Raw genomic sequence first — 25,230 nt, 5'->3', positions numbered from 1 at the left:
TTTTATTGTCCTATAGTGTAGATATATGCATTAAGATATTAGATAAAGTATATAGTGGTATACATGCAGTTTCGCATGCATTAAGAGCCCCTAATCTCATAAAGAGATAAGGGATAAAGTGGTATACATGCGGTTTCGCATGCATTAAGAGCCCCTAATCTCATAAAGAGATAAGGGATAAAGTGGTATACATGCAGTTTCGCATGCATTAAGAGCCCCTAATCTCATAAAGAGATAAGGGGCTCTATAAAAAAAAGAACCTTTAACAAGGTTCTTTAGATAAGTCAATATTGCATCTATATTATAGTTTTACAACGTTTGCAGCTTGAGGACCGCGGTCGCCTTCAACTACTTCAAATTCAACTGATTGACCTTCTTCTAATGATTTATAACCTTCTTGGTTAATTGCTGAGAAGTGTACGAATACGTCGTTTTCTCCTTCAACTTCGATAAAACCAAAACCTTTTTCAGCGTTAAACCATTTTACTGTACCTTGTTTCATAAATGTGAAACCTCCAAGACTAATATTCATTCAATATGCGTTATTCGCATATTACAAAAAATACAATGACACAGTATTATAAAAAATTACTCGTACAATATTCTTTGCAATATGGAATAAAACAATTGCTTGACTAATATTATAAAGCATTTTTTAGTAAATTGCAAGACTAATATGAATAAACTGTTTATTCAATATTAGGTAAATTATAATAAACTTCATTATTATTTAAAACAATATAACTATAGAATATTTGTAAATCTTCATCACAATCTTCACAAAATCCTAATTCACAATTATTATAAAATGCATGTATATTGTATTTGCCGACTAAGTAATTATCATAGTGGCGTTTACTTTTTAAAATTAAAGCATTATAAAAAGCCATCATTGCTTCATAAGTCTCGAAATTATGCTGTTCCACGATTTGATCAGTCCAGTCACTAAATAACCACCAGCCTTCATAATCAGCTCGAATTTTTGCAACTGTCCACATTTTATTTCACCCTTTCACAATTAGTCTAAAATGAATTTTTGGTATTATAATGCATACCTTTTAGACTTATAGTGCAAATTGGATATACATATGTATGTTGTATGATACATTCACTCTAAATAAAAATCCCCCATGTTTATAAATAGAATATGAATAAGACTAAATATAGAATTCATTATTTAAATTCAGAGACGTACAATTTTTGCCTATGTGTAATATTCTAACGAGTTAAGCGACAAAATCAAGTTATCTGTCTCATACTTTTGGCCTATATACAACTGGATTATAAACGTAAATATTAGTTTTGTAGAGTGAAATTTCGTATAATGTTATTAAGAGGTGATTTTATGCAACGTAAACATATTAAAGTATTTGGAATGGTACAAGGCGTAGGTTTTCGTTATTATACAGAAAAAATAGCACAAAAACACAATATAGTTGGTACTGTTGAAAATATTGATAATTATGTTGATATTTATGCTCAAGGTAATGAGCCATCCTTAACTGAATTTATTAACGCTGTTACAGAAGGTGCCTCTCCAGCATCACATGTTGAAGATTACACAATAGAAGCATTAGATTATGATCAATCATTGAAAAAATTTAGAACGATATAAAGGAAGATGAATTTTGAGATATAATATTTCTCGTATTTTTGGGACAATTATTGCTTTACCAGCAGCAGTTATTGCTTGGTTTGCTAGTATCTTTGCATTAGATATATATTTTATTTTCGATGTGTTAGTAGCTGCTGCAACATTTATTGTATTTTACTTTCCTACCCAACGTTTAACTTCTAGAAAGTATCTAAGAGAAATTGGTTTGTCTCGTCGAGATTATCATTTTGTAAATGGTCAATTAAATAATGCTCAGGATAAAATTAGAAGAATATTTAAAACATTTGTGAATGTTAGATCGATTAAAGATTTTAAACAAGTCAACGAGATATATCGTTTATCCCGTGCAATATATTTTGCTGTTAAACAGCGACCAGGGTCATTTTTCAAGGTGGAGAGTTTCTTTTACTCTCATATAGATAATGCTTTAAATTTAATTGAAGCTTATACGAGATTATCTAAATCACCTAAAAAATCTAAAGAAGAAAAACAAAAATTAGAACAAACGCGCATCACATTAGATGAAGTGAAACGAACTTTGGTTGCTGATTTAAGAAGGATTAATGACGAAGATTATAGCCAGCTAGATATTGAAATGGAATTGAATAAAATTGAGCAGAAACGCAACAAATAAATAGATAATTAAAGGCAGAATGGAGTGGAATTTTATGGCTAGAGAGCAAGACTCAATTAATTCGCATCCATTGGATAAGTATATTGATGAAAACTCAGCAAATGGGTCTGAAATTATAAAAAGTTCAAGTCAGTTTTCTCATGAAGATCAACAAAAAATTGATAAATTGAGCAAACAAATTAAACCAATGGATAATGATGGTTTGTTAAATTATGGTACCGAAGCGCAATCGAATATGTCACAATTCTCACACCGAATTTTAAATGAAGTCAAAACTACAGATGTGGGACCTGTAGGTGACTCATTAAACGGATTAATGAGTAAATTAAAATCGGTCAATCCAGAAGAATTAAATCCGGAAAACCAATCCAAGCTGAAGCGTATTTTTAAACGAACAAAGGCATCAGTTAATGAGATATTTTCAAAAATGCAATCTGTCGGTTCACAAATTGATCGTATCTCAATTGAACTAGATAAACATAAAAACAATTTAAAAAAAGATATAGATATGTTGGATGAATTGTATGATATGAATAAAGACTATTTTGATGAGTTATCATTATATATAGAAGCTGCTAAACACAAGCAATACGTTTTGCAACAAGATGAAATCCCTAAATTGAGAGAACAAGCGAAATCTACGGGAAATCAAATGGATGTGCAAGCTGCTTCTGATATGGAACAATTTGTTGATCGTTTAGATAAGCGTATTTATGATTTACAACTATCAAGACAAATTGCTATACAAACTGCCCCACAAATACGAATGATACAAAATGTGAATCAAGCACTTGCAGAAAAAATTCAAAGTTCAATATTAACGAGTATTCCATTATGGAAGAATCAAATGTCTATCGCACTGACATTAATGAGACAACGTAATGCGGTTTCTGCTCAAAAAGCAGTTACGGATACTACAAATGATTTATTACTAAAAAATTCCGAGCTGTTGAAACAAAATGCTCTAGCAACTGCTACTGAAAATGAGCGCGGAGTTGTGGATATTGAAACATTGAAAACAACGCAAAAAGATATCATTGAAACGATTGAACAAACGTTACAAATTCAAGAACAAGGCCGTACGAAACGTAAACAGGCTGAATCAGAATTAAATGAACTTGAAACAGAATTACAAAATCAATTGTTAGATATGAAAGAAAATAAATAATTAAGTATATAAAAACACGGAATTACTGTGATAAGTAATTCCGTGTTTTTTAGTGCTTATTATCTGAAGATCTTTCTTCTAAAATGTTATCTTTAGTATGATCTTGTTTATTTTCAGTAGTGATTTTTTGTTCAACAGCTAATTTATGCGCAATTTTTGGTGCTGTCCATATAGCCGGTAACATAATGATTGATATGGGAACGGCGGTGATGATGATAAATGATTGAATAGCGTTAATACTACCCTCACCAATATTTATCAAGATAATAGAAATAACACCCATAATGACTACCCAGAAGAGCCTAATCATTTTAGGTGGATCTCCCTCTCCAGTTACTGACATAGATATTGAGAATGACATCGTATCCGCAGTTGTGATTACGAAAATTAAAGTTAGTAATAATAATACAATGACCAGTGCAGTACCTAATGGTAGATGTGATGCGATTGATATAACTGCTGCTGGCAGTCCATTATCAGCTAACGGGTTACTAATCGCCCCACTATCTTTAGTTTCGTAAAAGAGGCCACTACCACCAAGTATGGAGAACCATAAGTGCGACACAACAGCAGCTACTATAGAAACGAGTAAGAATATCTCTCTGATTGTACGCCCTTTTGAAACACGTGCAACTAACATGCCCATTAATGGCCCGTAACCAATAAACCAGCCGAAAAAGAATAACATCCATGCTCCAGCCCATTTGTCATCTCCTCTGAATGTACTAATTTCTAAAAAGTGAGTAAGATATACGCCGTAAGAAGAAATGAATGTATCAATAATAAAACGGCCAGGCCCTATTAATAAAATAAATACGGCAAGTGCTAAAGCAAGCCATACATTAAGTTTACTTAAAAACTGTATCCCTTTATCAATACCTGTCGTGGCAGAAATTGTAACAACGACCATTAAACCAGCTACAGATAAAATTTGGGTGATAATATTATCTGGGATACCAAATATACTATGTAACCAATAACTAAATTGGAAACCAAAGAAGCCGATTGTGCCAATTGTACCTGCAACTGCACCTAAAATACAAAATACATCGATCATCCATCCAATTTTATTCTTTTCAATTTTACTTCCAAAGATTGGATACAACAGCGTACGTGGACGCATTTTCATGTTTTTATTGTAGTGTGCATACATAATAATAATGCCACTGACTGCACCATAAACTGCCCATGCTGTGAATCCCCAGGATGTAAAGCTTTGTGCCATGGCAGCCGGAATGGCTTGAGTACTGCTATTTTTAATATTTGGATCCATTGTTGGCGGTACATCTATAAAATAATACATTGGTTCCGCTGCTGCCCAAAAAATCGCACCAGCTCCTAAACCAGATGTTATTACAATAGCAGCCCATCTGAAATAACCCATTTCAGGTTTAGAGGCATTACCTAATCTTACGCGTCCGTATTTGGAAAAAGCTAAAAATGCTCCAACAGCAAAAGTAGCTAGCAGTAAAACTTGCCAAAAAGCACCAAAATATGTAATTGAAAGCTGAAATCCTTTTTGAACTAATGTTGATGTTGTCTTAGTGAATATTGATGACATCAGTACAAATAAGACAAGTATGCCCCCGCTTATTAAAAATACTGGCCAATCTAGTTTTTCTTTCCATTGAGAATATTTAATATTATTCGACTCCTCTATGTTACGTGTTTTCTTTTTCAAACGATTTACATTGCTTTAGACCAAAATGTTAAAAAGTTTAATTATGACGAAACACTTGAAGTAAAGAGTATAGCTTACTTTTGAAAAGTAATCAATTGGGCATTTAAAATAATTTGATTCTATAATTATAAAAATATTTAAAAATAGCTTTATAATAGTAAAAGAAGATTCCGAAAATAATTGGAATCTTCTTTGAAAATTTATATTTTGTTTTAGAGATGATTATAGTTATTCTTTTTCATACACAATCGGTTTTTGTTTTTTAACCATTGCCGCTACAATATATCCAATAATTGTAGTTACAATCGCGATTGGGAACCATTCTAATGAATATGATTTTAACGGTAAACTATCAATGAAGCTTAATTTTATCCAACCTTGTGTATGGATCACACTGAGGATTGATACAATAGAAACGATAGCGACTGGTATTTGTTGTGCAATGGGTTTTGTTGGTACAAAACGAGCTAATAAAATAAGTAGTACGGATGTAATCGCAATAGGATAAACAATACTCAATACAGGTACAGACATTGTAATGACAGAGTTTAAGCCTTGATTAGCTAAGATAAAACTAATTAATGTGAAAATAATTACGTAAATTTTGTATGAAATTCTTGGGAAAATTCTATGGAAATACTCTGATACTGCTACGACTAAACCACAAGCTGTAGTTAAACAAGCAAGAGCAACAATAATGCCTAATAAATATTTACCAAAAGTTCCAAATCCAACACTTGCCATTGTAGTTAATAAATAGGTACCGATATTTTGATCATTTGCAGTCAAACTCGCGATTTTTTCTTGAGAAACTGCCATATGATTGCCGATGTAGCCTAATGATATGTAAATAAACATAAGTGCTACGGCAGCAATAATACCAGCCATCAATGTTTGTTTGAATATTTTATTTGCATGTGTGACACCCGTTGCTTTTACTGCATTTACAACAATCATTGAAAAAGCAATCGCAGCAATCGCATCCATTGTTAAATATCCGTTCGTAAATCCTTGTGAAAAACCACTGAAGTTTGATGTGAAAGCATCAGTTGCTTGGCTATGTGAATTACTACCGTAATCAACGAATCCTTTAACAATCATTGCTAAGATAGTGATCAATAGTAACGGTGTTAATAATGATCCAATTCGATCAACCATTCTGCTAGGATTAATACATAAATATAAAACAATTAAGAAATAAATAACTGTGAAAATAAATAGTGCTAAATTACTATTCGTATTTGCTATTGGCGTAACTGTCATTTCGAATGAAGTAGATGCAGTACGTGGAATTGCAAATAGTGGTCCGATTGTAAGATATATAATAATTAAAAATATGATTGAAAATTTAGGTGAAATTTTATTTAATGAACCAATGTAACCTTGTTTATCCAATGCACCTACAATAACACCTAACAGAGGTAATCCAATACCTGTTAATGCAAATGCGAGTATGGATGGCCAGAAATATTGCCCACTGTCTAAGCCTAAGTTTGGTGGAAAAATGAGGTTCCCTGCACCAAAAAACATTGCAAATAGTGTGAAACCTATAATCCATGTATTTTTATTCATATGTCGTTCTCCTTCTAACCAATAAAATAATATTATCTATTCTATCATGTTTGATTAGATAACGTCTATATAAATTTCAGAATATTTAAAAATATAAAAGCCATTTATAACTATTTGTTTTATTAAAAAGACTTTAACAACAGTTTTTTTAATAATGGTGACAATTGTGCAGGTAAATTTTCAACACCTTCAACAAATAAAGCATATTGACCATAGATATTATGGATTGTTTGTTCAATGTCTTCTGTAATAGGTTCTTGACTAAGGAAAACATTAAACACTTCGATACCCATTTTACGAGACATCTCAACAGCTTCATAAGTATCTAAGATACCATCTTGACTATAATTATAGGCAGACGGTTCACCATCTGAAAATACAATTAAAAATCTTTGATTATGTGAGCGACGCATTAGACGCTCACTTCCAACTCTAATAGCGACACCGTCCCTATTATCATCTTGCGGTTCAAGCGCCATAATTCTTGGCCCATCTTTTTCTAATGTTGAATGATCATAAGAAATGATTTCATCAATAATATTTGGTTGGTTAGCATCGTCAGCATCAAAGGCATCTTCATTAAAGGCTAGAATCTCGTGTTTGACATTTAAAGATTTTAAGGTTTCATGAAAAAGGACAACCCCTTTGATTGTTTCTTCCATTTTATCTTGCATACTTGCTGAAGCATCAATAAGTAGCGTGAAAGTAGCATCGAAAGATTGACTTAAGTCTTGTTTTTTATAGAATAATTTGTATTGGTCATCAATGAACCAATTTAATAAATTCTTTTGCAGTCTGCCTTTAGTTAAATTATGTCGCTCATCAACATGTTCTCTGTCTATGGTCTTCTGGATGATTTGTATTAAATCTTTTATTTCAAATTGAACATCTGATTCAACGTTTTTGTATGCTTGTACATATTGTGGTTCAATATCTGGTATATTCCATTTAATTTCAACTCGCTCATTGATGCCTTTTAATGCAAAAGCTTGATTTTGTCCGACTGAACCGCCCTCATCGTCATCGATTTGATTATTGGTTAGGCCTTTCCCTTTTTTGGTTTGCATGTCAGTCATATCATCGCTTGTATCACCTTCGCGTGCGTTATCATTGTCCCCCATGACTTCACTATTTTCACCTTCATGTAATTCCATTTCTAAATAGGCACCACCTTGAGAAGCACTATCTTGATGGTTAGATTCCATGTCTTCACTAACTGTATTGTCATCACTTTGCTCTTCTGATTTGCCATCTGAATTACTGGCATCAGTTCTTGTTAAGTCTTCGAATTTGAGTGCCTCAATCGCTTCGTATACTTTTTTAGGTAAGTGATAATACTCATTTAACATATCTTCTTTTAATATGTCATCAATTTGATACATGATTCTTTCTGCTAAATACATATTGTCTTCAGACGATTGATTATAGAAAAAATTATGCAAATACATATACATATTGTTTAAAATATCGTCAATATGTGGATGGATTTGAGGAATATCATAAAAATTTTCAGTTATAAAAGATGCTTCTAAATGTAAAAATAGTAAGTCAGTGAAAGTGGTTTTAGTTTTATATACTTTAATTTGTGTTTTCGTATAATTTAACCGTACCTCTTTACGCATTTGAATAGCGGGTTGAATCGATGGACGTTGTCTTGCAATGGCATTTAAAATACGTTGATCTTCAAGTAATTTGAATAGTTGTTGGAAAAATTTTGGATGTTGAAATGTTGTATTATGAATCACTTCATTAACGATTTGTTCATCCATCATTTGATAACCATAAGCAGCAAGCATGACATCGGTCTTCAATCCTGTAGTTTCTATTGCTATATCTCTATGTGACCAAAATGAACTTGTAATTAGGGTATTGTTTATTGGATCATAATATGGAAATTTTTGTATTTTTACTTGTGTTTGATCATTTTTTAATAAAAGTCGGGCTAAATCTTGAAGCATCATGACTTGCTTAGCGTCTAATTGTTCATCATTAAATTTTATAAAACGATCACTCATGATTATCCCTCACTAAAAATTTAATTCTACTGCATTTAAAATAGCTTGTTGCTCACGTTCATCTTCTAGTTTGTCTATAATTGTACGTTGTATTGCACGTTCGATAGGCATAATCGTAGCTAAATCACTTAGATCTATTAATGCTCTTATACTTGCCGCTTCTTCAGAAATTTGACCTTGTTTTGTCATTGTACGCAAATCTTCATTGAATTTAATGATTTTTTGAATCATTATGTCATCACTGAGTTGGCTTTGTTGTTTGATTACATCACTCAAAATATCTCCATCAATATAATCTACTTGAATAACAACGAAACGGTTTTTTAATGCTTCATTCATTGGTAATGTACCAATATAACCTACGTTGATAGCTGCGATCACATTAAATCCAGGTGCTGCATTAACGATTTCACCTGTAAATGGATTAGTTAATTTTCTACGATAATCTAATACACCATTTAATATAGGTAACGTTTCGGGTTTGGCCATATTAATTTCATCTATATAAAGAATATGACCTTCCTTCATAGCTTTTATGACGGGCCCATCAATAAATACTATTTCTTGTGACCCATTTTCGTTTGTTTGTATTGTTTTAAACCCGAGAAGACTTTCTGCATCTAAATCAACGGAACAATTAATTTGGTGCATAGGTCTATTCATTGTCTCACTTAATGTTTCAGCTAATTTTGTTTTTCCTGATCCAGTCGGTCCTTTTAGTAATATATTTTTATTAAGTTGCATTAATGATTGCGCATCATTGAATACAGTTTCATCTCTATTAATATAATTGGTATTTGCCATCACTTTATAATCTCCTTTTTAAAATGGATAAAATAGTTAGTTTTTCAATCAATAAAAATAGACTGGGGCATGAATCGTTAATCGTTCGTTTGCCCTAGTCTTATTAGAAAAGTATTATAAATACGCAAACAGTGTTCTGCGTACAGTATTCAGTTTAAACTTCTTTAAAATAATCTTTATAATAACCACCGACAAGTCCAGAGTTATCTATAATTTGATAATATTCTTCAGTTTCATTGATAACATCATACTGCTTACCAATTGTTAACATATCAGAAACAGTAAATTTTTGTGCATCTGTATGTACGACTTCTACTTTCTTTATAGGTGTATTATTTTTCCAAGTTTCATGTAACATAATATATACCTCGCTTATTCTTTGATTTCTAATGTTAATATGAAAGTGATACCACTTTTTTCACTAATTCTAAGAGATTTTTCGCCATCTTGATCTAATGATTGATAAGGAATGCCTATAGATTCTAGTTGTTGTAATGCATTCTGGAACTGTGCCTTAGACTCTGTAGCGAATTCAATTTGTTCAACGATACCATGTTCAGGCATTTTAATCTCTTCGGAGGAAGCATATAAATGCAATTCTCCACCTAAACCACCTTCTCCTATACGAAATACTTGTACTTTATAATCCGCATCTGGATGTGGTGCATATTCAGCAAAGTGTGTTAAACCGAATACTTTATCTAAAATAGATTGAGTTAATAATAATTCATTGACCTTAAGTAAAACAGGACCTAACCCTTGAATTTGATGTAGTGGGCTAACAGTGCTATCAAATGTAGGCATACCTAAAGGTGCACCTATATTATGTTCATTTGAATAAATATTAAAAGACTGTTTATTTTGATCTTGAAATTCAAAATAGTTATGTCCATTCAAATCTGTTACTTCACTATGCTCAATATGATGCTGATCTAATATGGTTTTATACTCATCTAGACCTTCATCACTTGGAATTCTCAAACCAATATTTTCAATATGATTATAATCATTTTGATATTTTGGAATTTCTACAAAATGAATACGTGTCCCAGAAGTGAGTTCAGCGTCTCCAAAACGTAAAGCATTGCCTTTATCAGCAACATTTAATCCAAGTATGTCTTTAAATAAAGTCTTAGTTTTTTCTAAATTATCTGTCCCGGTTGTTACACTTCTTAGACCATTCATTATATTAACCCCTTTATTTATCACTTTTCAATTTATTATAACGTATTTTTAATGTGATTAATATGATGATGTTTGTTAGTAAAGAACGTTTTATGAATTTTTAAGATTATACATTGGACGTTTTTAAAATATGTATTAATATAGATATATAACGTATTTAAAATTTTTAATGAAAGATTAAAAAATAGATGGAATATGATATATAGGAGGTAGAAATATGACTGGTGTATGGATTGTTTTTGCAATAACGGTACTTATTGCTGTTTATTCTGGCATCACTTTCTTTTCTAATTTAAATAGTAAAGCGAAAGAAAAAAATGCCAACGCTAAAAGTGTTAAGAAGAATAATATATATGGCATAGTATTCTTGGTCTTTTTAATTATTGCCATTATAGAATTATTTGTATATATAGCGTAAATACTTAAATTTCATATTGTTAAATTAAGGCTTAGCTTTATGAAATTGATTAAGCATGAAAATAGCCCATCGATTACTTGTTTAAGTGAGCGATGGGCTATTTTCATTCTATTATTTTTTTTTATATAAATATATTAAGGGGCAAAAAGCAATAAATTGGTAAGCAAATGAAATTAACACTAGTACAAGAAAGTTAAGGTCATATATTTGTATTGAATCCTCTGTTAAATAAGATAATAAATTATTGATCGGTGGTAGTATCCATAATATCCATTTTGTAAAAGGAAGGTTATTAACAATTATTATTTTGATTAATGACACAATAATGAAAAATACAGTAATCAGCCACCAGTAAGGTTTAAAAATAATATTTGTATTTGTTATGTAAGTACCTAACAAAATACCAAATCCCCCCATAAGTATGTGGATGATTAATCCTATGAAAAATAAATTGAGTGTCATTGATTTATCAAAATTACCAAGTAATATTGGATAAAATAGAGATATGATGTTTAGCGTAAATACTATAAGAAATATGTAAGTCATTTTAAAAATTAAATACTTGAGTTTTGAAGATAATTGAATATAAAATACATACCGTTCATTAATAGAATCAGTTTTGAAATTAGTTATAGTCAGCCAAGTTGAAATGATATATAGGCCTACTGAAGTCGATCCATAACTAGATAAAATAGGAATGTCTGTGTATATATAAATACCAACGACCCAGATTAAATATAAAAATATAGGTGCAATGAATTGAAATGATTTAATAAATTTAATATTTTCATATTTTAAAAATGTTAGTAATATACTACTCGTCCTTCACTTCTAGTATTTTATAATTATGCTTGATTAAGTTATTCAAAATAATATTTGTATCATTTCTATCTATGTATATTTTTATTGAATTATTATTAATATTAATTTGATTATGTATTTTCTGAACTAATACTTGAGGAAAATTGATAGATGCATTTTTAGAAGTCAAAAATGTAATAGCTTTAAATTTAGGGTTTGTATTTATTGTCTTAAATTTGCCGTTATGCAAATTTAATTCATGTGTTGCAAATGATTGAACGATATTGCTTTCATGAGAAGTCAAAATAATTGTTTTTGTTTTTGACAGTTTTTTTAATTAAGAAATAAAGTTACTCTCTGTTTTTTTATCCAAGCCATTAAATGGTTCATCAAAAATAAGTATTTCTCCATTTGATAACAATGCTTGTATGATATTTATTTTTTGCAATGTCCCTTTTGAAATTTGGTTTAATTTATCTTTTTCAAATGAAGATAAATTAAATGATTTACTATAATATTTCCAATTATGGTCATAGTTATTATTTAAGTTTTGTATCGTTTCTAAAAATGTATGGACTTTTATTTTTAAATTATTTGGAAATTTATCAGGCGCATAGGCAATACGACCGTTAGTCTGAATCTTACCTTTTGTTGGTCGTATTAATTGTGCTATTAATTTTAATGTAACACTTTTTCCTATACCATTGTCGCCCTTGATTAACGTAATGGAACCTTTTGGTATTTCAAAAGAAAGATTAGAAACAATATATTTATTATTAAGCTTTAAGGAAACATTTTTCGCATTGACTGCTACATTCAAACTTATCATTCCTTTTTATATTAATCTTTACTATATATCAATTGAACAACACCACTTTTAAATGTGTTTGTTTGTATGTGTGATAGATTAAGTTGTTTATGGATATTTTCAAAGAGTGGTTTACCTGTCCCTAGTACAACGGGATGGATGGATAGCCGATATTCATCTATGAGGTCGTGTTTAATAAATGACGTAATGAGCTCCGAACCACCATACAACCATATATCTTTTTGTTGTTGTGATTTGATGTCATTCACTGTTGTATACATGTCCTTAGGTTTAATAAATTGTGTTTGGTCATGGTTGAAACGTGTTTGGTTGGTAAATACATATTTATTTTTGCTATGAATTAATTGCCACATCAATTGATCATCGTTTTCTTGTTCATCATCAGGCGTATACGATCCCCATAAGTCATAGCTTTTACGACCATAAATGATAGCGTCAATTTAGTTTAAAAATGCAGTGAAATTCATCTCAGACTCCATGATACACCAATCAATTTCTCCATTTGGTCCTTCAATTAAACCATCTAAAGTAACAGCTAAATCTAATATGATTTTGGAGTTGTTATTCATGTAAACACCCTCATTTCGATAAGATTATATCAAGTGTAATGGAAGTGCTTTTCAAATATCAATTAAAGTGTGTACATTTAATTGCAACGTTTTAAATATATTAAACCAACATCGATGAATAAAAAATGGTAGCATCGTCACTTAAGGACGATACTACCATAGAAAATTTTGAGGTATTAAATACTGTCGAATTGTACTGTTTTAAGTGATTCTGATAATTTCTGTATGGCATCAATCATAGCGATAGAAGTTAATGCATCCTTTGGATGAACGTAGTTATTACTATCATTATTGATGCAGTCATAAAAGGCATTAATTAATTTTCCGTGACTTGGCCCGTAATACGTTTTGTTACCGGTCATTTTTTCATCTTCAGCAATTTTTATCTTTTCGCCCGCTTCATTAACACGAGTAAGTATATTATCTTTGATTGTAAATTTTTCATTTTCAAAGATAATCTGTAATTCAACACTTGAATTTCCGAAATTCGCATTTGTAGCAAAGAACATACCATTTGCTTTGTTTTCAAACTTGATATGTGCAGAGGCAGTATCTTCTACTTCAATATCGTAGTCCAGTAACTGAGAAACAGTGCCTTTGATTGATGCAATTTTTCCACATAAAAGTTGCATTAAATCTAATGCATGAGTGGTTTTAGTGATTATTCTAATTTCTACAGAAGATTTAAAACATCTTATGGTTGTAGTTCAAGAAAATATTATCAGCGACATTTAACGTCATGATGCTTAAAAGCATTATGACGATATCTGTCACCTGTAATTAGAATGGTATTTATTGTGGTGATAAAAGACTAACAATTTAAGGAGATGTGATGAAAGCAAATGCATTACACATCTCAGTTTCCGTAAATTAATGTAGAACAATGCTAAAAGCTACATAAATTAACAGGCATGACATAATAATATTAAATAGTAATTCATGTTTGGTAATCCATTCTTTTAAGAGCGTACCTATTGCAGCCCAACTTAAAGTACCTAGAAAGCCAATAAAAGCCAATAAAATTACTAAATTCAATTGCACTATCCAAGTGGAATAATTAGGTGTCACAAAAGTTGAGATAACTGTTAATGCATAAATTACACCTTTTGGATTAATAAATTGAAGTATCATTGCATATTTTATATTACTATATTTTTCATCAAAGGATTTTTTTGGCCCACCGATTGAACTTATTAATACTTTATAAGCTAAATATAAAAGATAAATAAAAGCAAAAATTTTCATGTATATTTCAATTTTAGGAAAAACTGTATTGAGTGATTCATTAAAAATGTTGGATAAACACAGTAAAGCTAAAAAACCAAATCCAACACCTAATGAAAAACGAAATGCTTTTTTAAAGGTTAAATTTTGCGAGAAAAACAAGGCCATAATATTGTTTGGACCTGGTGTAAAGCTTGCTACAACAGCATAAATCAGCATGTTGAGTAGTAACAACGCACTCCCCCCTATCGTGAAAAACGTTATAAAGTTTTTAAATGCGTTATAGCGTTTTTACTTTAAAGTATACTTTATGTACGTTATATTGTAAATAGAGGTGTTTAAAGAATGAAAGAAATCAATAATATTATTGCTGAAAATTTAAAACTCTATAGAAAACAAAATGGATATTCACTGGAACATTTATCGTATCTTACTGAAGTAAGTAAAACGATGCTAGGACAAATTGAACGTAAAGAATCTATACCATCCATTACGACACTTTGGAAAATAGCTAATGGTCTAAAAGTGTCATTTACTGAGCTTACTCAAGAAAATGATGAAATCATTAGAAAGATCACTTTGAATGATATTCAACCTTTAGCATCAGAAGATAATAAATATCAAATTTATCCGTATTTTAAATTTGATATTGAGAAAAAATTCGAAAGCTATATGGTGCTTATTGAGCCTGGAGGGACTATGAGCGGCGAACCACATGGATCTGGCACTATGGAATACATAACCGTATTTGATGGCACATTGACGCTAACATTAGCAGATGAGCAATTTATCATTAAAGAAAATGAATCAATAAAGTTTAATGCGAATATGTTTCACAATTATGCTAATAACCATGATGCAACGATTCGTATAAATATGGTTATACATTATTAATAATAAAGGCATCGACACCACTAAAATGTGGAATCGAGGCCTTTGTTTTATAGAATATAAAAATGTACTCTTAAGATTAATGATTCTCATATCGACGTGTTTATAATGCTGATATTTAATTTATTAAACGATTAAAAATCATTTCTTTTTCATATTCTCTTTTCCTAATATAAAATACGATAGTAATAAACCAACACCAACTATTATCAGACAAAGTACTATTCTCCCTACTAATGTTTCAGGCATCGGGAAAATATAAAACATTGTACACATAACTAATGCCATAATTATACCGAACCTCAATGAATTTTTAAGAGTCATAAAATCACCTCTTTTTTATTGATAACCCCAATTAGTACCTTGAAACACGTAATTACCAGCGGCATTTTTTACAGATTTCATATTTATATAAACACCCTTACTTATGTCTAAGGCTGAACTAGCCATAGCACCTAGGAGACTATCAATAGATCCACCTAAAGGATCGCTTGTAGCCAAAGTTGCGAATAATAATTTTTTCAAAATCATTCCATCTTCTCTACTTAATTATTTATATCAAATATATTATATCATTTTATAATGTAAGCGATTTATTTTTTGCTAAGTGTTTGATTTTATTTCATAACTGTTGTAATATGCCTGTTTTTTGTCACAAAATACAAGCTAGTAAATCAAAGGACTCATAATTTAGGAGAGATCCCGTGTGTATTTCAAAAATGCATAAATACATAAAAAATACAACGACGTTAAACGCCGCTGTATTAGTGTTAGTAAACTATTTTGTGTTGTGGATTAAGATTCTAATAGTAAATCTTCTGGGTTTTCAATTAATTCTTTGATTGTTTTTAAGAATCCTACTGCTTCTTTACCATCGATAATTCTATGATCATAGCTTAATGCAATATACATCATTGGGCGATTTTCAATTGTATCTGCATCGATAGCAATTGGACGCGTAATAATTGAGTGCATACCTAGAATTGCAGCTTGGCTACCATTGATAATTGGTGTAGACATCATTGAACCAAAGATACCGCCGTTGGTAATCGTGAATGATCCATTAACCATGTCGTCTAAACCAAGTTTTTTGTCGCGTGCTTTCTTCGCTAAGTTGCCAATTTCATCTTCGATTTCAGCAAAGTTTTTCTTATCGCAATCTCTGACGAAAGGTACAAGTAAACCATCTTCTGTAGATACGGCAACTCCAATATCATAATATTGTTTAGTAATCATATCGTCTCCATCAATTTCAGCATTGACTTCAGGATATTTCTTCAATGCAGCAACTGCAGCTTTTGTGAAGAATGACATGAAACCAAGTTTAGTACCGTCGTGATCTTTAATAAATTGTTCTTTTTTACGTTTACGTAAATCCATAACATTTGTCATGTCAATTTCATTAAATGTAGTTAACATAGCTGTGTTATTAGAAACTTCTAATAATTTTTTCGCTGCTGTTTTCTTACGACGAGACATTTTTTCTCTGATTACAGGTTTTGATGGATTTTGTTGTGTTGGTTTTTTCATTTCTTCTTTAGGAGCCGGTTGTGCTTGTTGTTGAGTGCTTGTTTGAGTTTGGCTTTGATCAACATGTTCTTTTCTAACTACATCATTTGAAGCTGCAGCTATTTCAGATAAATCAATACCTTTTTCGCGTGCGTATTTACGTGCAGATGGTGTTGCATTAACGCGTTGGTTATTATCTTGTGATTTATCATCTGCATCATTGCTAGTTGATTCAGCTGGTTGCGCTGATTTGTCGTCTGTAGATGTTTCAGTTTCTTGTTTAGGTGCTTCTTGTTTCGCAGGTGCTTCTGAAGTGTTATTACCACTGCCTTCACCTACAACTGCAATAGCTTGGCCTACTTCAACCGTATCGCCTTCATTTGCTAATAATTCTTGAAGTACACCAGCTTCTTCTGAAACGACTTCAACGTTAACTTTGTCCGTTTCTAATTCAACGATAGCTTCGCCTTTATCAACGCTATCACCGACTTGTTTTAACCATTCTGCAATGGTACCTTCTGTTATGGATTCTGCTAATTCTGGAACTTTTACCTCTGGCATGCTTAACTTCCCCCTAGTTAATGTTTGTACTTTGTTCTATTATCATATTTTGTACGAGTTTGTGAATTTCACCGTCACCTTCAGCTGGCGCTGAACGTTGTATACGACCATGATAACTCAAATCGTATTTGTCTGTTGTTAACTCTTTTAGATAAGGATATACGAATGACCAAGCCCCTTGATTTTTAGGTTCTTCTTGTACCCAAGCTGCATGTTCTAAATTAGGTAACTCGCTTAACAATGCATCGATTTCATCTGCAGGGAAAGGATACAATCTCTCTACTGCTACAAGTAAAATTGACTCATTTGGATTTTTTGTCAGATACTCTTTTAAATCAATAAACATTTTTCCTGATGCTAAAATAACTTTTTTAACAGATGCTTTATCATGTGCTTCTGGTAAAATAGGTTCGAATTTACCTGAAGTGAATTTGCTGATAGGATCTGCAACTGTTTTATTACGTAATAAACTCTTAGGCGACATCACAACTAAAGGTCTCATAGATTGTGTACCTAAGTTAGCAGCTTGTGCACGTAATAAATGGAAATAGTTACTAGAGCTAGATAAATTAACAATTGTTGAATTATTTTCACCGGCAAGTTGTAAAAATCTCTCTAAACGTGCTGATGAGTGTTCAGGACCTTGTCCTTCAAATGAATGTGGTAAGAATAGTGTTAGCCCAGAACGTTCGCCCCATTTGGCACGAGAACTAAATAAGAAATTATCAAAAATCATTTGAGCCATATTTGAAAAGTCACCATATTGGGCTTCCCAAATTGTCATACATGATTTATTTTGAACATTATAACCATATTCAAAGCCCACTACTGCGGCTTCAGACAATGGTGAATTACGCACTTCAAACGTTGCTTTTTGGTCAGGCACATTGTGTAATGGAACATATTGTGCGCCTGTGTCTGGGTCATGTAATACAGCATGACGATGACTAAATGTACCACGTTCACTGTCTTGGCCAGTTAAGCGTATAGGTGTACCATTTTGAGTTATTGTAGCAAATGCTAATTGTTCTGCTTGAGCCCAATCAACTAATCCGTCTTCACTTTCAAATGGTTCTCTACGTTTTTCTAATACTTTGTTAAGTTTTTTCAGTACATTGAAATCTGATGGGTACGATAGCATTGCATCGTTGATTTCTTTAAGTTGTTCATAGCTTACTTCTTCATCTTTAGTTTGGATTGGTTCTGCCAGACTATCTGGTTTTTGCATATCTGGATTATCCATTTTATCGTTTTTATCGATTTTGTCATGAGCTGCACGTAATGTATTTTGAACATCATCAAAAATTTGATTCATTTGATCTTCAGAGATAATGTTTTCATTTACGAGTTGTTTACCGTATAGGATATCAACAGACTCATGCTTACGTATTTCATGATATTGTAGTGGGTTTGTGATGGATGGTTCGTCCATTTCATTATGACCGTAACGACGATAGCCGACTAAGTCAATCACGACGTCTTTGTTAAATTCTTTTCTAAATGCCATTGCAATTTCTATTGCTTCGATTGTAGCTTCAACGTTATCTGCATTGACATGCATGATTGGCACATCATAACCTTTAGCAACATCTGAAGAATATGTTGTTGAACGGCCATCTTCAGGTTCAGTCGTAAAACCAATGCGGTTATTAGTAATGATGTGAAGTGAACCACCTGTTGAATAACCTTCTAGATTACCTAAATTCATTGCTTCAAAGTTAATACCTTGACCTGGGTAGGCAGCATCACCATGTATTAAAATCGGCATTGATTTTTTAAATTCAGTAGTAACTGCACCTGGTTTATCTGTTGTATCTTGATTTGCACGAGTCTTACCTAATACTACTGGTGCGACGATTTCCAAATGACTTGGGTTATTTGCTAATGAAATGCGTTGTTCACTACCGTAAGATTGCGTAGTTTTAACACCACCAAGATGATATTTAACGTCTCCAGTCCATCCTGAAGTTAATTGTAGGCTACCGTCTTCAGGTAAGAATTTCATAGGATCTGTGTGCATAAATTCAGAAATCATCATTTCATAAGGCTTTTCTAATACGTGGGTTAATACATTTAATCTACCACGGTGTGCCATACCTATTTGAATATTTTGTATGCCTTCATCGCTCGCAATTCTTAATGTCTGTTGAAGCATTGGTACTAAAGTATCTACACCTTCAATAGAAAAACGTTTTGCGCCTACGAAGTTTTTATGAAGATACTTTTCAAAACCTTCAACATGAGCTAAATTTTTAAATAATTCAATTTTTTGATTGTCATTCAATGTTGCTTTGTATGGAGTTTCAATTCTGCGTTTTAACCATACACGTTCACGATTATTGTTAATGTGCGTATATTCAAAAGCGATAGGACCTTTGTAGCGTTTTTCCATACGCACAATCGCTTCATAAGCATTATCGTATATGTCTTTAAAATGTTCAGACACAATACCTGCTGAAATAGATTCTAATGTTTCTTGATCTAAGTTGAAGTCTTCGATGTTTAATTTCGGTACGTTTTCTCTTTGAGGTCGGTTTACAGGATAAATATCTGCCAATAAATGCCCATATTGACGAATGTTATCGATTAGGCGCATAACACGTTTGATTGTGCTATCTCCTTTAGTCACATTTGATTGACCTTCTGTGTTTGTTGCGATGTTTGCTTCACCGTTTTTAATTGTACTAAATAGGACTTGTAAATCTTCTGGAACTGCACTAGGATCGTCTAGATATATGTCATATAAGTCTAAAACATATCCAAGATTTGCTCCGAAATTTACAGGTGCCTCGGAAACCTGACTTTCGTTGCTCATATTACACCCTCCACAAAATAGTTGAAACGCTTACAAATCAATAATAGCACTTATTATATACAAATTAAAGTACCAATAGCGCACTTATTACTAAAAAAGCAGAACCTTTTTTACTTTGGTTCTGCTCATAAGTTTTATATATAATAGGGTGACATATATGTTGTTAGAAAAAACATTTTGCACCAATTAGTTTTGAATGTTAAAAAGTAATCTTAAACGTTGTATATTTACCAACTTCACTATCGACATGTATAGTACCATTATTTAGTTCTATGATTTTTTTAGCGATAGATAATCCCAATCCATTACCACCTAATTTGCGAGAACGTGATTTATCAACTCTATAAAATCTATCAAAAATAAATTCTATATCTTCTTTAGGTATACCCACACCGTGATCAGTAATTTCAATAGAAATTTGTTTGTTTCTCAACTTTGTTTGTATCTGAATGTATTTATTTATCTGATCATATTTCATAGCATTATCAATAAAGATGATCAGCATTTGTTCAAATTGATAACGATCAATTCTTATGTTTAATGGTTTAGGAAACGCATCGAATTCAAATGTATAATCACTGTGCAATTGTGATAAAGATTTAATTCGAGATGCAATCTCTTGATTTATCTCAACATTTTCAATTTCACCGTCTCTACTGTTATTATTGTCTTTTGTAAGTAATAATAGTTCTTCTACAAGTTTTGTAATTCTTGTCATTTCTTCTAATGAAATATCTAAAGACTCTTCTAATATAGCAGCATCTTTTTTACCCCAGCGATTGATGAGATTAAGATGGCCTTGAATGATCTGTAAGGGAGTACGTAATTCATGTGACGCATCTTCGACAAATTGTCGCTGTTGATTAAAAGATTCTTCCAATTGGAGCATCATCTCATTAAATGTCACAATTAAGTTGTCTGTTTCTTCGTAATTTGTACTTAATTCTACTTTTTCTTGGAAACCATCTCTCCGAATTTGTTGCATCTTATTCGACATCAATATTAACGGTTTTGTAATTTGCGAAGAAAAGAAATAACTAATAATTGCAGTTATAAACGTTGCTATCACACCAAATATTAGAGCGATAAAATATAAAGAGTTTACAAGTGCTTTATAGTCTTCTAAAGAATGCACTATCACACTGTAACCATTAAATTTTGGTGACTCAATATGATCTGTGATGATGAGATAATCTTTTTTGTGATCACTTTTAACTGCTATACGATTTACATTTGTCGGTGCGATATTCGGAGAAAACGTAATGGAGTTATCATTTGATGTTTCCATTAATTTGTGACCATCTTCATTAAATAACATGACTTTTTGAAAATTACCTAAGGATGCATTTAAATCAAGTGGTGTGACGTGTTCAATTTGTTTAGATTCAAATAATTTAACTATATCTTCTGAACTACGTTCAGCCTCATCTACTTCATTATGTCTTAATGAATTACTGAGGAAGAAAATGATTATGATGCTAAAAAGAAAAATGGTTAAAAACGTAATCGTCGTAGTAATCAACATCCATTTAGTTTTAAGTTTACGTTGTTTCATTGTCTTACTACGTACCCTACACCGCGTACTGTTTCGATACACTTATCTTTACCAAAGGGTTTTAATTTGTTTCTTAAATATCGAATGTAAACATCTACTACATTTGTTTCTACTTCTGTATCGTATCCCCATACGTCCGTAATGATTTGTTCCCTTTGCAGAACGTGGTTTCTGTTTTCAGCTAGTAAAAATAACAAATCATATTCTGTTTTTGTTAAATCAAGTGGTTGTCCATCCACAGTGACTTTAAAAGCATCTTTATCTATAATGATGCCTTTGATATCGATTAGATTCTTTTTTGGTTGTCTTCGTAACATAGCTCTGATTCTTGCTAATAATTCTTCTATATCAAACGGTTTAACGATATAATCATCCGCACCGTAATCCAAACCAGCCACCTTATCGTAAGTATCACTTTTAGCAGTGATGATAATGATAGGTGTAGTTTGATTTTGACGAATCTGACGACAAATTTCTAAACCATTTATATTTGGAAGCATTAAGTCTAAAAGAATTAAATCATAAGTATTTGATAATGCTTTTTCTAAACCAGGCTTCCCATCATATTCAATATCTACGTCATAATTTTCATGTTCAAGTTCAAGCTCTATAAAACGCGCAAGGTTTTGCTCGTCTTCTACTATTAAGATTTTTGTCATATGTAGCACCTCAAATTATATATTATAATAAATGCTTGTTTGTAGAAAGTTATTGCATAAAAATTTCAAAATGTTTTTAAAATACTTCATGATTTTAATCACTTTTATTGTAATATATAGGTATTTCATAAAATTTGAAAAAATTATTCGAATTCAATTGACAATCATTCTCAGTGTTGTATAATGTAATTGAAAATGATTATCAATACCAAAAATAAGACATTCCCCCCCACATATTTCGTTCTTATTTGGATTGTTCATTTTCAAAAATATCCCCTTTTATATGCCCGTAAAAGACTAACGTTGCGAGACAACGTGAATATAAAAACCGGTTTTACATTGTGAAATCGGTTTTTATAATAAATTTTGACACATAAAAGCAGTTAGATGAATTTATTCACCTAACTGCTTTTTTACTGTGTTTTTAAATAAATTATAAGTTACATCAGACACTATGGATGCACATAAGTTGAATTGAATGGAATTATACTTGCAATTTATGGCGTAATATTAATGTTGATAATACGACACAGAATGCGCCACCAATAATACCTGCTATAATATCTGTAGGATAGTGTACACCAAGATAAACTCTTGATGACGATATCATAATGATAAATAAAGCTGAGAGACCAATCATAAAGGCTTTAGATTTACCCTTCATAACTCGATTGGCGATATATATCGTACTTCCAAAGAATGCTGTAGAACCCATCGCATGACCACTCGGGAAACTAAATCCTGAGATCTCAATAAGTCGAAGTAGCGTTGGACGTTCTCTATCAAAGATATTTTTAAGTAATGGGTTTAATGTACTCGATAAACTCATTGCAATTGCGAAAAATAAAGCCTCAATATTTAAACGTTTTAACATTAAATAAGCAACGAGCAACAGAGATAAACAAACCATTGCCCAAACTTCTCCAACTTTGGTTACACCGAGAAATATCGTTGTGGTGATGAAACTTTCAGAAGAATAAATGAACTCATATACTTCATTATCAATCCACTTTCCCAGTCTTGATTCGTGGAAGAATGCAATGATGCCAAATATTAACGTAAAAATAATGAGTAATGATATTCTTTTCCAACGACTCATTGCATGTACCTCCTATTCGCTTAAAGCATCGTTTATTATCTTTTGGAATAAATCCTGACGCGTAAAGCTTTCTTTATATGTTTGCATTTGTTTAATGATATCATCGCGATTGGTTTCAATTTCTCTCAATTGTGTTTTTAATTCATTTTCAGTTAATGTATCTTCGAGAATTGTTTTACCAAATCCTTTTGATTCAAAATGTTTAGCATTGTCAATTTGGTCGCCACGTGATTGATCTAAACCTAAAGGAATTAATAACATTGGAATGCGTAGCGCTAAAAATTCATAGATAGCGTTAGAACCAGCACGACTAATCACTGTATCTGTAATAGCAAGTAAATCCGTTAAATCATCTTTAACAAATTCAAATTGAATGTAATCTTTAGTGCCAACATATGAATTGTCTAATAGCCCTTTTCCAGTTAAATGAATGACTTGGTAAGACTCTTGAAGTGTCTCGAGATTTTGTCTTATAATGTCATTCAATTTTTTACTGCCTAGACTGCCACCCATGACTAATAATACTTTTTTATCATTATTAAATTCTGTCAGTTGATAACCTCTATGTTTATCTCCAGTTTTTAAGTCTTCTCTCACTGTTGCACCAACAAAATTTGCTTTATCTTTAGGTAAATAATTTAATGTATCTTCAAAGGTAGTATATATTTTTTTAGCGAATTTTAATGAGATTTTATTTGCTAAACCAGGTGTTAAATCAGATTCATGTATAATCGTAGGGATTTTTAAAGATTTTGCAGCAATAACGACTGGTACTGAAACAAATCCCCCTTTAGAAAATAGTAAATCAGGCTTTTCTTTTTTTAGCACACTTCTAGCATCTAATACACCTTTTAACACCTTAAATATATCTTTAATATTATCCCAAGAAATATACCTTCTTAATTTACCACTAGATATAGAGTGGTATTTAATTGAAGGTAATTGAGATTCAATCATTTCACGTTCAATCCCATTTTTTGATCCGATATAAAAGGTATCGTATCCTTCTTCTATTGCAGTTGGAATCAAACTTAGGTTTACGGAAACATGTCCAACTGTACCTCCACCGGTAAATGCGATTTTCGTCATAATATAACCTCTATTCTTCTAAATTTTTATAATAGGCATAAAATGGTTCACCTTTATTAAAAGGATGATAATCAATTTTTGCTTCGCCTACTTTGCTAAAGCCAAATTTAGTAAACAGTCCTTGTGCGCGCTTATTTAAAGCAAATGTATCGGTTAATAACACATGAATATTATGATCCAGTGCTAAATTAACTGCAAAATCAAATAGTTGCGTTGCAGTACCTTTATATTCAGATGATCCTGCCAATCTATGAATAACATAGGCACCTTTTCTGTCAATTGGCCATTCTAATTCATCATACCATTCTGATTGCTGTTGGTCGACAACTATAAAAGCATAAATAATAGAATTTTCTTCTAGAACAAAAAGTGTGTCTTTTTCAATATCTTCTTCAAAATGTTCTTCTAAAGGATAATGTTCATCCCATTGATTGTTGTTGTCTTGCTTCATAATAGTTTTAGCTTCTTCTACAATGTTTAAAATACTAGATAAATCATTTTTATTTGCTTTTCTAATCATAAACCGATGACTCCTCT

Annotated in this window: 24 protein-coding genes and 1 pseudogene; 5 read left to right on the top strand and 20 right to left on the bottom strand. The window is 31.5% G+C overall.

The features are described 5' to 3' along the window. Positions 1 to 301 precede the first annotated feature (301 nt). Entirely contained in the window at positions 302 to 502 is a 201-nt protein-coding gene (gene cspA, locus M1D64_RS06955) for a cold shock protein CspA (protein ID WP_001831260.1), read from the bottom strand. Positions 503 to 689: 187 nt separating this feature from the next. Then, positions 690 to 998 (bottom strand): regulatory protein MsaA, encoded by a 309-nt coding sequence (msaA, locus tag M1D64_RS06950; RefSeq protein WP_002483318.1) that lies wholly within the window; start codon positions 996 to 998, stop codon positions 690 to 692. Between the two features lie 347 nt (positions 999 to 1,345). Here msaA and M1D64_RS06945 point away from each other — a divergent pair, with 347 nt between their 5' ends. Genes M1D64_RS06945 through M1D64_RS06935 form a run of 3 tightly spaced genes read left to right on the top strand, consistent with a single transcriptional unit; the run spans position 1,346 to position 3,417 of the window. Further along, positions 1,346 to 1,615 (top strand): acylphosphatase, encoded by a 270-nt coding sequence (locus M1D64_RS06945; RefSeq protein ID WP_037538434.1) that lies wholly within the window; start codon positions 1,346 to 1,348, stop codon positions 1,613 to 1,615. A gap of 13 nt (positions 1,616 to 1,628) precedes the next feature. Continuing rightward, positions 1,629 to 2,249 carry a 5-bromo-4-chloroindolyl phosphate hydrolysis family protein gene (locus M1D64_RS06940; RefSeq protein ID WP_002483316.1) on the top strand — a complete coding sequence of 207 codons (621 nt, stop codon included), beginning with the start codon at positions 1,629 to 1,631 and terminating at the stop codon, positions 2,247 to 2,249. 34 nt (positions 2,250 to 2,283) lie between these two features. Next, positions 2,284 to 3,417, top strand: a complete 1,134-nt coding sequence (locus tag M1D64_RS06935; RefSeq protein WP_002483315.1) for a toxic anion resistance protein — start codon at positions 2,284 to 2,286, stop codon at positions 3,415 to 3,417. A 49-nt stretch (positions 3,418 to 3,466) separates the two neighbouring features. Here M1D64_RS06935 and M1D64_RS06930 read toward each other — a convergent pair whose 3' ends face one another. The 6 genes from M1D64_RS06930 to M1D64_RS06905 all read right to left on the bottom strand — a co-directional run bounded on the left by M1D64_RS06930 (position 3,467) and on the right by M1D64_RS06905 (position 10,674). After that, positions 3,467 to 5,098 carry a BCCT family transporter gene (locus tag M1D64_RS06930; RefSeq protein WP_069821984.1) on the bottom strand — a complete coding sequence of 544 codons (1,632 nt, stop codon included), beginning with the start codon at positions 5,096 to 5,098 and terminating at the stop codon, positions 3,467 to 3,469. 228 nt (positions 5,099 to 5,326) lie between these two features. Continuing rightward, positions 5,327 to 6,670, bottom strand: coding sequence for a branched-chain amino acid-like transporter carrier protein BrnQ3 (gene brnQ3 / locus M1D64_RS06925; RefSeq protein WP_002483313.1), 1,344 nt, complete (start codon positions 6,668 to 6,670; stop codon positions 5,327 to 5,329). A 122-nt stretch (positions 6,671 to 6,792) separates the two neighbouring features. Beyond that, entirely contained in the window at positions 6,793 to 8,685 is a 1,893-nt protein-coding gene (locus M1D64_RS06920; RefSeq protein ID WP_480977434.1) for a vWA domain-containing protein, read from the bottom strand. Between the two features lie 12 nt (positions 8,686 to 8,697). Beyond that, entirely contained in the window at positions 8,698 to 9,489 is a 792-nt protein-coding gene (locus M1D64_RS06915) for an ATP-binding protein (RefSeq protein WP_041080685.1), read from the bottom strand. A gap of 154 nt (positions 9,490 to 9,643) precedes the next feature. Next, positions 9,644 to 9,847 carry a DUF6501 family protein gene (locus M1D64_RS06910; RefSeq protein ID WP_002483310.1) on the bottom strand — a complete coding sequence of 68 codons (204 nt, stop codon included), beginning with the start codon at positions 9,845 to 9,847 and terminating at the stop codon, positions 9,644 to 9,646. Positions 9,848 to 9,861: 14 nt separating this feature from the next. After that, positions 9,862 to 10,674: a VOC family protein gene (locus M1D64_RS06905; RefSeq protein WP_480977433.1), complete on the bottom strand. Its 813-nt coding sequence runs from the start codon at positions 10,672 to 10,674 to the stop codon at positions 9,862 to 9,864. A gap of 217 nt (positions 10,675 to 10,891) precedes the next feature. On the opposite strand from M1D64_RS06905, the gene M1D64_RS06900 reads away from it, so the two are divergent. Beyond that, positions 10,892 to 11,092, top strand: coding sequence for a hypothetical protein (locus M1D64_RS06900; RefSeq protein ID WP_041080683.1), 201 nt, complete (start codon positions 10,892 to 10,894; stop codon positions 11,090 to 11,092). Positions 11,093 to 12,230: 1,138 nt separating this feature from the next. On the opposite strand, the gene M1D64_RS06895 is transcribed toward M1D64_RS06900, so the two are convergent. From M1D64_RS06895 to M1D64_RS06880, 4 genes and pseudogenes are all read right to left on the bottom strand, one after another. Then, positions 12,231 to 12,713, bottom strand: coding sequence for an ATP-binding cassette domain-containing protein (locus M1D64_RS06895; protein ID WP_228482877.1), 483 nt, complete (start codon positions 12,711 to 12,713; stop codon positions 12,231 to 12,233). A 20-nt stretch (positions 12,714 to 12,733) separates the two neighbouring features. Continuing rightward, positions 12,734 to 13,291: pseudogene (locus M1D64_RS06890) on the bottom strand (dihydrofolate reductase family protein). Between the two features lie 176 nt (positions 13,292 to 13,467). Continuing rightward, complete coding sequence (locus tag M1D64_RS06885; RefSeq protein ID WP_480977432.1) at positions 13,468 to 13,923, bottom strand: Gfo/Idh/MocA family oxidoreductase; 456 nt, start codon at positions 13,921 to 13,923, stop codon at positions 13,468 to 13,470. Positions 13,924 to 14,161: 238 nt separating this feature from the next. After that, positions 14,162 to 14,749: a LysE family translocator gene (locus tag M1D64_RS06880; RefSeq protein ID WP_228160924.1), complete on the bottom strand. Its 588-nt coding sequence runs from the start codon at positions 14,747 to 14,749 to the stop codon at positions 14,162 to 14,164. Between the two features lie 111 nt (positions 14,750 to 14,860). Between M1D64_RS06880 and M1D64_RS06875 the strand changes: the two genes are divergently transcribed. Then, positions 14,861 to 15,409, top strand: coding sequence for a helix-turn-helix domain-containing protein (locus tag M1D64_RS06875; RefSeq protein ID WP_480977431.1), 549 nt, complete (start codon positions 14,861 to 14,863; stop codon positions 15,407 to 15,409). Between the two features lie 336 nt (positions 15,410 to 15,745). On the opposite strand, the gene M1D64_RS06870 is transcribed toward M1D64_RS06875, so the two are convergent. The 8 genes from M1D64_RS06870 to M1D64_RS06835 form a co-directional block, all read right to left on the bottom strand. Further along, the gene (locus tag M1D64_RS06870) at positions 15,746 to 15,907 is read right to left on the bottom strand and encodes a hypothetical protein (RefSeq protein WP_228480997.1); all 162 of its coding nucleotides are present in this window, start codon (positions 15,905 to 15,907) and stop codon (positions 15,746 to 15,748) included. Between the two features lie 294 nt (positions 15,908 to 16,201). After that, positions 16,202 to 17,476, bottom strand: coding sequence for a dihydrolipoyllysine-residue succinyltransferase (gene sucB / locus M1D64_RS06865; protein ID WP_326005800.1), 1,275 nt, complete (start codon positions 17,474 to 17,476; stop codon positions 16,202 to 16,204). Positions 17,477 to 17,489: 13 nt separating this feature from the next. Beyond that, the gene (locus M1D64_RS06860; RefSeq protein ID WP_041080678.1) at positions 17,490 to 20,291 is read right to left on the bottom strand and encodes a 2-oxoglutarate dehydrogenase E1 component; all 2,802 of its coding nucleotides are present in this window, start codon (positions 20,289 to 20,291) and stop codon (positions 17,490 to 17,492) included. 199 nt (positions 20,292 to 20,490) lie between these two features. Then, entirely contained in the window at positions 20,491 to 21,816 is a 1,326-nt protein-coding gene (locus tag M1D64_RS06855; RefSeq protein WP_370874425.1) for a HAMP domain-containing sensor histidine kinase, read from the bottom strand. A gap of 26 nt (positions 21,817 to 21,842) precedes the next feature. Beyond that, the gene (locus M1D64_RS06850) at positions 21,843 to 22,505 is read right to left on the bottom strand and encodes a response regulator transcription factor (RefSeq protein ID WP_041080676.1); all 663 of its coding nucleotides are present in this window, start codon (positions 22,503 to 22,505) and stop codon (positions 21,843 to 21,845) included. Positions 22,506 to 22,989: 484 nt separating this feature from the next. Further along, positions 22,990 to 23,604 (bottom strand): phosphatase PAP2 family protein, encoded by a 615-nt coding sequence (locus M1D64_RS06845; RefSeq protein ID WP_002483296.1) that lies wholly within the window; start codon positions 23,602 to 23,604, stop codon positions 22,990 to 22,992. Positions 23,605 to 23,616: 12 nt separating this feature from the next. Continuing rightward, the gene (locus tag M1D64_RS06840) at positions 23,617 to 24,693 is read right to left on the bottom strand and encodes an undecaprenyldiphospho-muramoylpentapeptide beta-N-acetylglucosaminyltransferase (protein ID WP_041080674.1); all 1,077 of its coding nucleotides are present in this window, start codon (positions 24,691 to 24,693) and stop codon (positions 23,617 to 23,619) included. A 10-nt stretch (positions 24,694 to 24,703) separates the two neighbouring features. Beyond that, positions 24,704 to 25,213, bottom strand: coding sequence for a GNAT family N-acetyltransferase (locus M1D64_RS06835; RefSeq protein ID WP_002483294.1), 510 nt, complete (start codon positions 25,211 to 25,213; stop codon positions 24,704 to 24,706). Positions 25,214 to 25,230 lie beyond the last annotated feature (17 nt).

This window comes from Staphylococcus sp. Z5-21 (assembly GCF_056529615.1).
The sequence above is the reverse complement of the archived record's forward strand: the minus strand, read 5'-3'. Positions and strand labels throughout refer to the sequence as shown.

Coding starts and splice junctions, on each gene's coding strand:
- cspA (WP_001831260.1), bottom strand. CDS start 502: ATGAAACAAGGTACAGTAAAATGGTTTAACGCTGAAAAAGGTTTTGGT.
- msaA (WP_002483318.1), bottom strand. CDS start 998: ATGTGGACAGTTGCAAAAATTCGAGCTGATTATGAAGGCTGGTGGTTA.
- M1D64_RS06945 (WP_037538434.1), top strand. CDS start 1,346: ATGCAACGTAAACATATTAAAGTATTTGGAATGGTACAAGGCGTAGGT.
- M1D64_RS06935 (WP_002483315.1), top strand. CDS start 2,284: ATGGCTAGAGAGCAAGACTCAATTAATTCGCATCCATTGGATAAGTAT.
- brnQ3 (WP_002483313.1), bottom strand. CDS start 6,670: ATGAATAAAAATACATGGATTATAGGTTTCACACTATTTGCAATGTTT.
- M1D64_RS06920 (WP_480977434.1), bottom strand. CDS start 8,685: ATGAGTGATCGTTTTATAAAATTTAATGATGAACAATTAGACGCTAAG.
- M1D64_RS06915 (WP_041080685.1), bottom strand. CDS start 9,489: ATGGCAAATACCAATTATATTAATAGAGATGAAACTGTATTCAATGAT.
- M1D64_RS06910 (WP_002483310.1), bottom strand. CDS start 9,847: ATGTTACATGAAACTTGGAAAAATAATACACCTATAAAGAAAGTAGAA.
- M1D64_RS06905 (WP_480977433.1), bottom strand. CDS start 10,674: ATGAATGGTCTAAGAAGTGTAACAACCGGGACAGATAATTTAGAAAAA.
- M1D64_RS06900 (WP_041080683.1), top strand. CDS start 10,892: ATGACTGGTGTATGGATTGTTTTTGCAATAACGGTACTTATTGCTGTT.
- M1D64_RS06885 (WP_480977432.1), bottom strand. CDS start 13,923: ATGCAACTTTTATGTGGAAAAATTGCATCAATCAAAGGCACTGTTTCT.
- M1D64_RS06875 (WP_480977431.1), top strand. CDS start 14,861: ATGAAAGAAATCAATAATATTATTGCTGAAAATTTAAAACTCTATAGA.
- sucB (WP_326005800.1), bottom strand. CDS start 17,476: ATGCCAGAGGTAAAAGTTCCAGAATTAGCAGAATCCATAACAGAAGGT.
- M1D64_RS06860 (WP_041080678.1), bottom strand. CDS start 20,291: ATGAGCAACGAAAGTCAGGTTTCCGAGGCACCTGTAAATTTCGGAGCA.
- M1D64_RS06855 (WP_370874425.1), bottom strand. CDS start 21,816: ATGTTGATTACTACGACGATTACGTTTTTAACCATTTTTCTTTTTAGC.
- M1D64_RS06850 (WP_041080676.1), bottom strand. CDS start 22,505: ATGACAAAAATCTTAATAGTAGAAGACGAGCAAAACCTTGCGCGTTTT.
- M1D64_RS06845 (WP_002483296.1), bottom strand. CDS start 23,604: ATGAGTCGTTGGAAAAGAATATCATTACTCATTATTTTTACGTTAATA.
- M1D64_RS06840 (WP_041080674.1), bottom strand. CDS start 24,693: ATGACGAAAATCGCATTTACCGGTGGAGGTACAGTTGGACATGTTTCC.
- M1D64_RS06835 (WP_002483294.1), bottom strand. CDS start 25,213: ATGATTAGAAAAGCAAATAAAAATGATTTATCTAGTATTTTAAACATT.